General features: G+C 48.7%; 8 protein-coding genes. 4 read left to right on the top strand and 4 right to left on the bottom strand.

The window, feature by feature from the left end; all coding sequences use genetic code 11:
- Nucleotides 1-38: 38 nt before the first annotated feature.
- Nucleotides 39-1,037 (bottom strand): amidohydrolase family protein, encoded by a 999-nt coding sequence (locus ACKFKF_RS33585; RefSeq protein WP_446871712.1) that lies wholly within the window; start codon nucleotides 1,035-1,037, stop codon nucleotides 39-41.
- Between the two features lie 477 nt (nucleotides 1,038-1,514).
- Between ACKFKF_RS33585 and ACKFKF_RS33580 the strand changes: the two genes are divergently transcribed.
- On the top strand, nucleotides 1,515-1,898 hold the full coding sequence (locus ACKFKF_RS33580; RefSeq protein ID WP_446871711.1) for a hypothetical protein: 384 nt from the start codon (nucleotides 1,515-1,517) through the stop codon (nucleotides 1,896-1,898).
- A 301-nt stretch (nucleotides 1,899-2,199) separates the two neighbouring features.
- Here the strand turns inward: ACKFKF_RS33580 and ACKFKF_RS33575 are convergent, their stop codons facing one another.
- The 3 genes from ACKFKF_RS33575 to hisF form a co-directional block, all read right to left on the bottom strand.
- Nucleotides 2,200-3,486 carry a ribulose bisphosphate carboxylase small subunit gene (locus ACKFKF_RS33575; RefSeq protein ID WP_446871710.1) on the bottom strand — a complete coding sequence of 429 codons (1,287 nt, stop codon included), beginning with the start codon at nucleotides 3,484-3,486 and terminating at the stop codon, nucleotides 2,200-2,202.
- Nucleotides 3,487-3,786: 300 nt separating this feature from the next.
- Nucleotides 3,787-4,062 (bottom strand): hypothetical protein, encoded by a 276-nt coding sequence (locus ACKFKF_RS33570; protein ID WP_446859881.1) that lies wholly within the window; start codon nucleotides 4,060-4,062, stop codon nucleotides 3,787-3,789.
- 118 nt (nucleotides 4,063-4,180) lie between these two features.
- Nucleotides 4,181-4,966 carry an imidazole glycerol phosphate synthase subunit HisF gene (gene hisF, locus ACKFKF_RS33565; RefSeq protein WP_446859880.1) on the bottom strand — a complete coding sequence of 262 codons (786 nt, stop codon included), beginning with the start codon at nucleotides 4,964-4,966 and terminating at the stop codon, nucleotides 4,181-4,183.
- A gap of 171 nt (nucleotides 4,967-5,137) precedes the next feature.
- Here hisF and petP point away from each other — a divergent pair, with 171 nt between their 5' ends.
- The 3 genes from petP to chlG all read left to right on the top strand — a co-directional run bounded on the left by petP (nucleotide 5,138) and on the right by chlG (nucleotide 7,717).
- Entirely contained in the window at nucleotides 5,138-5,332 is a 195-nt protein-coding gene (gene petP, locus ACKFKF_RS33560; protein WP_446871709.1) for a cytochrome b6f subunit PetP, read from the top strand.
- A gap of 97 nt (nucleotides 5,333-5,429) precedes the next feature.
- The gene (locus ACKFKF_RS33555) at nucleotides 5,430-6,521 is read left to right on the top strand and encodes a Get3/ArsA fold putative tail anchor-mediating ATPase NosAFP (protein ID WP_446871708.1); all 1,092 of its coding nucleotides are present in this window, start codon (nucleotides 5,430-5,432) and stop codon (nucleotides 6,519-6,521) included.
- A 170-nt stretch (nucleotides 6,522-6,691) separates the two neighbouring features.
- Nucleotides 6,692-7,717 carry a chlorophyll synthase ChlG gene (chlG, locus tag ACKFKF_RS33550; RefSeq protein ID WP_446871707.1) on the top strand — a complete coding sequence of 342 codons (1,026 nt, stop codon included), beginning with the start codon at nucleotides 6,692-6,694 and terminating at the stop codon, nucleotides 7,715-7,717.
- Nucleotides 7,718-7,853: the final 136 nt, after the last annotated feature.

Below are 7,853 nucleotides of genomic sequence, written 5' to 3'. Positions count from 1 at the left end.
TTGAAACTTACCATGTCTCTACCCTCCGCAACCCCTCTTTATGCAACAACGCCGCTGTGAATTATGTTGTGACTGTTGTTGCTGGCGGGCCCGTCACAGGCTAATCCGACGGTGATTCCTGCGAGTAGCATTTGGGGAATGGGAGCGAAACCAGAGGCGAGATACAGATTGCTACAGGGATTGTGAGACACTTTGACATCGTGTAGTTTGAGAATGCGAAGATCACGATCGTCACAATAAACACAATGCACCGCTAACACGTCAGGCTTGAGAAATTCAATCGATTCGAGATAGGGAAGATCACGCATTCCGAAACGCTGTATGGAATTCTCAATCTCAAACGGAGTTTCAGAAACGTGAATCGTAATTAGTGCTTTAAGATCATCCGCAAGTTGACGAGTTTTGGATAAGGTTTCTGTGTCTACGCTCCAAATCATGCAGGGCGCTAACCCAACTTGAACTCGCGCATCGGGTTGATTGTATTTGCTGATCAAATTGGACGCATCCCATAACGCTTGATCCAACGGTTCGATTAATGCTTTGGGAACGCCAAACTCTTCTCCCAGTGTGAGATAGCCCCGCGCCACAATGCCCCGCATTCCTGTTTCTTGAAAGGCCTGAATGACGGCTTCGGTTAGCTTGCCTTTGGGGTGGGCATACATGAAATCAACGAGCGTTGTGGTGCCGGATTTGATCGCTTCCACACAGCCGTGACGCGCTGCTGCATAACAATCTTCTGGAGTGAGTTGGGCCGCAGATGGCCCGGTCATGCAGGTAAACCAATCTTTGAGAACGCGATCGTCGCCCAACCCTTTGAGTAAGGTCTGAAACAAATGCGTGTGCGTGTTGACCATTCCAGGAATGATGGTGCGATCGCTGCAATCCAACTGGTCGGCATCGGGGTATTTTGCCACTAGTTCAGTCGTGTTGCCGATATCGAGGATGCGATCGTGCCTCACCAAAATGGCGGCATCTTCTAGCACCTCTCGCCCCGGATTCATTGTGATTACAGTTGCACCAGTCAGCAGTCTATCCATTCCTCACACCTTCGACATTGCAGACAATCATACCGATTTTGGGTGAGGTCGATCGTAGGCTATATGTCAGAATGCAGCGTTTTTGAATGAATGATGGGCGGAGGCAAATTTCAAATTTCAACTTGTTATGTATGACTGTGCGAACATTGAAATTATGAGATTAAAAGAGTACTCGATCGATACCGAGATTCACACGAATTAAAATTCGGGATTCCAAAAAACCAAAAACTCTTGTAAGATATTCCGCAGGTGGGTATCACGCCCCGGAAATCTGATTGTGGCGATCAGACCTCCGAGGACTTCCACCTAAGTTAAACGTACTAACTTTGGAGGCGTATATGATTGTACACCGTCAGCTTTGCGATGGGATCTTGAAAGGTTGGAATCAAGATCCTGCATACACTTCATACGATGGGGGAACGTTTGAGCCGTCAGCGTTCCTATCTTCTTTGAACTAAATAGAGAGGATAAAACAACATGGCCGTTAGGAGACACCTTCCTGACTCGGTTTCGTTTAGCTTTGAGTTGCAATGCTCGTTAGTGAGACGATATCAAGTCACCGTTACTATGGATTTGCAAGAACGATTGATTTTTGTGCCCTCTGGCATTCTCTCGGATGTAAGAGATTGTATTGAAGAATTCGTTGAACAATTGAGTGAAATTGCATCAAGTCAATTAGCTTATCTCAAATGGGATGGCACGAGCGATTTGACGACTGAATATCAAGTGATTCGCGTGTTAGCGGGTTATCAAACTCAGCGTTCTCTAATGAAGTTCGATATTGTCATGGGGGCTGGTTCACTGATACATCTGGAGGAATTGCACAACAAAAAATCATTCAACTATAAGTGGTTAAAGTAGTCGATCCGATAAAGTTCTTTTGCTTCGTCGTTGAGATCTTCTGCCCTTAAAAAAACGTGAATTCAATGGAGTTTTCTCGCTTCGTTATTCAGCACTTCTGCCCCCCAACCCCCCAATTTTGGGGGACTTTGAGACAATCTTTCTCGTTCAAAGTCCCTCACTTGTGGGGGATTTAGGGGGCAGAAGCCGATTGAAACGAAGCGAGTCACTCTCATCGAACTGCCCTTAAAAAAGGGGACTTAAAGAAGTTGCGCCTCGTGTGAAGTGAGAATTTTATCGAATTCGACTTAAAGTGATGCGTTCAACTTCTGCCAGGACGCTGAATAATCGTTTCTATCACTCTACGCCTGTCGCTCCCATTAATTCCCACCAGTCTCACATAGTCTTTGTGGTGTTCTGATAGACAAGATTCTAAGGCTGAGATGGCCTCGGCTCCATTGCCGTCAAACATGCCATAACAGTTCCACGAATTTGTGCGAAAGCGACGATCGTCCACATATTCAATGCCCAAGCGGTGTCCATTTCCTAAGATCGCATTCACTTCGCTGACCATTTCAGGACTGAGACGAGTGCTAGAAGATTGACCGTTATAGCTCATCGTTGGCGTGTGACCGTTGGGCGATGAGTTTTGCGGTGAGCTTGACTGTGAGTTTGACTGTGAAACTGGGGGGGCTGGCATCATATTGATTTCGCCCAGCCTGCGATTGCCGATCGTCAAATTGTATTCCTCAACCAGGCGCATTTCGTTCATGCGTTGCTGTTCGCCCACCAGCGATCGACCGACTTCTAATAGATGGGGCAGGCTAAAATCGGGGCGGCTAAATTCGGGGGGCGCTTCGGCACTGTTGACCACTCGCAGAGAGATGCGATCCAACCCAACTTTTTGAATTAGATTGCGAACTTGCTCATCGTAAAGACGGGATCGAATCGCTCCAAAAAAGTCGATCGCCTGAGTCGGAAACGCATCCACTAATTTTTCGACATCGCCCTGGTTGACGCGATCGGCTTCAAAAATGCCACTGACAATGCCAATTCGATCGTCGCGATCGGGTTCCCAAAAAAACTTCTCCATCCGACCGTCACGAGTCAGCGGGGCGTAAAGGGTTCCAAAATCATTGCCAGTGACGATGATAGGAATGCGTTGAATCGGCTCAATTTCATAACTGCCCGGGAGCTGCACATTCGTCGGATTGTCGGCAATATTCATCAAGGTGCCATTGACCAACTGCGTATTGACGGTGTATTGCGTAAACTGATCAACTCGACCCGCTCCCGCATCAATATCGTTAATCATCAACACCGCCATTTTGCCGCGCACCTTTACCAGGTCAGCCGCTTCTCGATAGCGCAGTCTAATCAAACGAGCTGGATCACCCGCATCGGGGCTTTCTAACTCTCCCGCCGACATACTGACGACTTGCACGCCCATCCGCTCATAGACCAACTCACACTGAAAGGTTTTTCCTTCGCCTTTTCTGCCATGAACGCCCAAAATGAGAGGCACTTTGACATTGGGCAGCGTCAAATAATTTTTGGTAATGTGAACCGAAAGTTTATCTAGAAAGCGAGGAGAAATGTAATAACTCATGCAGCGCCAGACGAAAGGTTTGAGTGTTTGAATAGTCGGAGTTGAAATCCTTCGTTTGCCGAGAATTGAACCCGATCGACTCACCACTCTCTGAATCTTAGCGAACCCTGGCCCCAGAATTTGAGCAAGTTGCAAACAGCCACTTTATTAAACTTCTTGCACAAACTGTAGAGGTGCTGCGATCGAAATTAGAGTTATCTAAAAACGAATGTGAATTCGATGAATCCAAGAATGGGGGAGTGGGGGCAGCAAGTCCTGAATAGCGAAGGGAGACAACTTCATCTTGACGCGAAGAAACCCTTACTGATAAAAAGCCTGCACTTCTTGAATATCTTCGGCAGACCAGGTGATGGGAATATCAGGCTGACTTGTATAGGCCGTGTTATGGCTGATTTGCGCCACATATCCGACATAGTTGCCCATCAGAAAATACACGCCAATCATTGCTACCGCCGAAAACGCCACCAGCGTCCCAGCCAGCATGAGAGAAAATTCGCGCTGATCGACCGCCTCCTGCATTAAGTGCAGCGACCAGGACACGAGACCAATCACAATGATGAGAATGATAATTAACATAGTTTACACAGTGTAACAGACGCTCAGAAAGTGTTGCTCTGTTTCAAGCTTGGTAAACACCACACTTTGATCATAACCTACTCTATGGTTTCAGCCAAAACCTTTGAATCTCAAGCCTTCACAGGGTTATAGCCTCGGTGAGGCGCACGGGAATCTGCCGATCGTTTAAGTAATTCTTTATCTGAGAAACCGTTAACTGTCCGTAATGAAGTAATGATGCGAGCAGAGCGGCTTCTGCTTTCCCGTCGGTGACGGCTTGATAGATGTGGTCACAAGTGCCAGCGCCCCCGGAGGCAATCACAGGAATTTGTACCTGGTCAGCGATCGTGCGTGTCAGTTCCAGGTCATAGCCTGCTTGAGTGCCATCGGCATCCATACTGGTGATCAACAGTTCGCCTGCGCCGCGTTTTTCGACTTCTTTTGCCCATGAGACGGCATCCAGTTTAGTATTTTCGCGGCCGCCTCTGACAAACACATCCCAACCGGGATTCGTGGGATCGGGACGACGACGAGCATCGATCGCTACGACAATACACTGATTTCCAAACCGGGCACTCGCTTGATTAATGAAGTCTGGATCGCGCACCGCAGCGGAATTGATGCTGACTTTATCCGCTCCCGCCCGCAATAGCTTCTTGATCACGTCGAGGTTCTGAATGCCACCGCCCACCGTCAAGGGAATGAACACCTGCTCGGCAGTGCGATAAACCACATCAAAAATAATGTCTCGATCTTCATGAGTGGCCGTGATGTCCAAAAACACCAGTTCGTCAGCCCCCGCCAGATTGTAAGCCTGCGCCAACTCTACCGGATCGCCCGCATCGCGCAGATCGACAAAATTCACACCTTTGACTACGCGCCCTGCTTTCACGTCTAGACAAGGCAGAATTCTCTTTGCCAACATGGAGGCTCGACCTAAAAATGAAGGAATAGCGGTTGAAGTATAGCGTCAGAAGTCGATATTTTCGTGTTTTGTCGGATGTTTTTTGCCTTTTGGTCGAGACTGCTTAATAAGACGCAACATTCTGGTAGACTTTCGGGTAGCTTGTATCCTCTGTCATCAATGCTAGTTGCAATGGAAATTGGTCAAAAGGTTCGTGTGCGCCGCTTGCGCGATCGGGTTTCTCAAGAAATTATCAATAAATTAGGTAAAGTTGGCACGATTCGCGACTTTAAAGTAGTCGATGGTGCAGGGGTTGGTATGTTGGTGCAGTTTGAAGATCAGACCGGAACCTGGTTCTTTGAAGACGAAGTTGAGCCGTCAAGTTAGCTTGAGATCTCACGCAATCGCTAACATAGGAAGAGCTTTGAGTTTTGAATTATTTTTAATTTTTTTACTCAAGGCTCAAAACTTTATTTGATCAGACATGGCTTTTATATTGACGTTTCTCGGCAAAGGTGGAACAGGGCGAACCACGATCGCGATTGCGGCCGCCAAAAAGTTCGCCGCTCAGGGTCAGCGGGTTCTCTTAGTGGGTCAAGATGCGAGTCCGGCGTTTGGCATGGCATTGGGTGCCGCTGTGGGCGTTGACCCGCAGGAAATTTCTCCCAAGTTGCAAGCCGTTCAACTCCAGACTTCGACGCTGTTAGAACGCAGTTGGGATGAGGTCAAAAAATTAGAAGCGCAGTATTTGCGAACTCCGTTTTTTAAGGAAGTCTTTGGGCAAGAACTGGGCGTGATGCCTGGAATGGACAGCGCGATCACCCTCAATGCTATTCGTGAATTTGATGCCAGCAATCAATATGATGTGATTGTCTACGATGGTTTGGGCAATCAAGACACGCTGAGAATGTTAGGAATGCCTGAGATTTTAGGCTGGTACATTCGGCGATTTCGTCAAGTCTTTGCAGATTCCGATCTGGGTAAAACGCTGTCTCCGTTTATTCAGCCTGTGGCGGGTGCCGTTCTCAACAATGCCAGCTTTGCCGGAGACAATTTTGCTCAACCGACGGGGCAGGTAAATGATTTACTAGCGCAAGGTCAACAAGCCGTCAACAATCCCAAACGCATGGCCGCTTACCTGGTGACGACGGACGATCCTGCTGCGATCGCCACCGCCCAATACCTCTGGGGAAGCGCTCAACAAATCGGCCTCACGATCGCGGGTGTGATTGCCAACCAGTCTGCATCTGATCTCAGCGACACCTTTAATCCCCTGCCTGTCACCGCCATTCCCTCTCTCCCAATACAGGATTGGCAGCCTTTGATCGACGCATTGCCAGACCTTGAAGAGACCAGTCAGGCTCCCCGTGCGATGGCAGTGAGTGTGATCGATCGCAAAGTCTCCCTCTTTTTGCCAGGATTTGATAAAAAACAGGTCAAACTAAGTCAAAACGGGCCAGAGATTACGATCGAAGCAGGCGATCAGCGTCGCAACATCTCCCTCCCCCCCGAACTGCGTGGCCAGCCCGTCCGAGGTGCAAAGTTTCAAGACGGCTATCTAATTATTTCCTTCTAGAAGGGATGGGAGAGAGGGATGAGGGATGAAAAGTAGATCAGGTAGATCATGCTGCTCTCAGTTGTCTGACCTCCGCTCTTCACTGTCACCTCTCCATTGTTCTTCAACCTTCTCACCAACCTCTCTCATCCCTCATCCCTGTTCTCATCCTTCACCCCTCTTCTCCCCCTATGTCTGACATTTCTCCCGAAACTCCCCCCTCATCTGAGTCAGCCGATTCTTTAGAGTTGGGCGGCGATGCTTTGTCCGATCGCGATGCTAAAACTCGTCAACTACTCGGCATGAAAGGCGCAGCGGTGAAAGAGTCTTCGATCTGGAAGATTCGTTTACAACTGATGAAGCCGATCACCTGGATTCCTTTGATGTGGGGGATCATCTGTGGGGCTGCTTCGTCGGGTCAGTACACCTGGACGCTAGAGAACTTTTTAATTTCGGCTGCGGGGTTGTTGCTGGCTGGCCCACTGCTGACGGGCTATACGCAGATTCTCAACGACTACTACGATCGCGAGATCGATGCCATTAATGAACCCTACCGCCCCATTCCATCGGGTGCCATTCCGCTCAATCAGGTGGTCGTCCAAATTTGGGTGCTGCTGTTTGCGGGGCTGGGAGTTGCTTACGCCCTGGATGTCTGGGCAGGCCACGAATTTCCGACGATCACGGCGTTGGCGATCGGCGGATCTTTTCTCTCTTACATCTACTCGGCACCGCCCTTGAAACTCAAGCAAAACGGTTGGACAGGGAGCTTTGCTCTGGGAGCCAGCTATATTGCAATCCCCTGGTGGACGGGTCACGCGCTGTTTGGCGAATTGACTCCGACGATCGTTTGGCTCACCCTGTTCTATAGTTTTGCAGGACTGGGAATTGCCATCATCAATGACTTTAAGAGTGTAGAGGGCGATCGTAAGCTGGGACTCAACTCACTCCCAGTTATGTTTGGTGTGATCAATGCTGCCTGGATTTGCGTTTTGATGATCGATGTATTTCAGGCGGGCGTGGCTGCTTACTTGATTTACACGCACCAAAACCTCTACGCAGTGCTGTTGATTTTGTTGATCATTCCTCAGATCACCTTTCAAGACATGTACTTTTTGCGTGATCCCCTCAAAAATGACGTGAAATATCAAGCGAGTGCTCAACCCTTTCTCGTGTTTGGAATGCTTGTCACAGCCCTAGCGCTAGGTCACTTGCGATAATCAAGTGATGAAAAGCAGTGACAGATTGGCAAAGGCATAAGACACCAAACAAACGTGAATTCGATAGAGTTTTTCCGCTCCGTTACTCAGCACTTCAGCCCCCCAACCCCCCAATTCTGGGGGACTTTTGGACAAG

Source organism: Phormidesmis sp. 146-12 (genome assembly GCF_052939495.1).
This window is presented reverse-complemented; position numbering and strand designations above follow the sequence as displayed.

What these genes read in the sequence shown, in the direction of transcription:
- ACKFKF_RS33585 (WP_446871712.1), bottom strand. Translation starts at nt 1,037, where the DNA reads ATGGATAGACTGCTGACTGGTGCAACTGTAATCACAATGAATCCGGGG.
- ACKFKF_RS33555 (WP_446871708.1), top strand. Translation starts at nt 5,430, where the DNA reads ATGGCTTTTATATTGACGTTTCTCGGCAAAGGTGGAACAGGGCGAACC.
- chlG (WP_446871707.1), top strand. Translation starts at nt 6,692, where the DNA reads ATGTCTGACATTTCTCCCGAAACTCCCCCCTCATCTGAGTCAGCCGAT.
- petP (WP_446871709.1), top strand. Translation starts at nt 5,138, where the DNA reads ATGGAAATTGGTCAAAAGGTTCGTGTGCGCCGCTTGCGCGATCGGGTT.
- ACKFKF_RS33570 (WP_446859881.1), bottom strand. Translation starts at nt 4,062, where the DNA reads ATGTTAATTATCATTCTCATCATTGTGATTGGTCTCGTGTCCTGGTCG.
- ACKFKF_RS33580 (WP_446871711.1), top strand. Translation starts at nt 1,515, where the DNA reads ATGGCCGTTAGGAGACACCTTCCTGACTCGGTTTCGTTTAGCTTTGAG.
- ACKFKF_RS33575 (WP_446871710.1), bottom strand. Translation starts at nt 3,486, where the DNA reads ATGAGTTATTACATTTCTCCTCGCTTTCTAGATAAACTTTCGGTTCAC.
- hisF (WP_446859880.1), bottom strand. Translation starts at nt 4,966, where the DNA reads ATGTTGGCAAAGAGAATTCTGCCTTGTCTAGACGTGAAAGCAGGGCGC.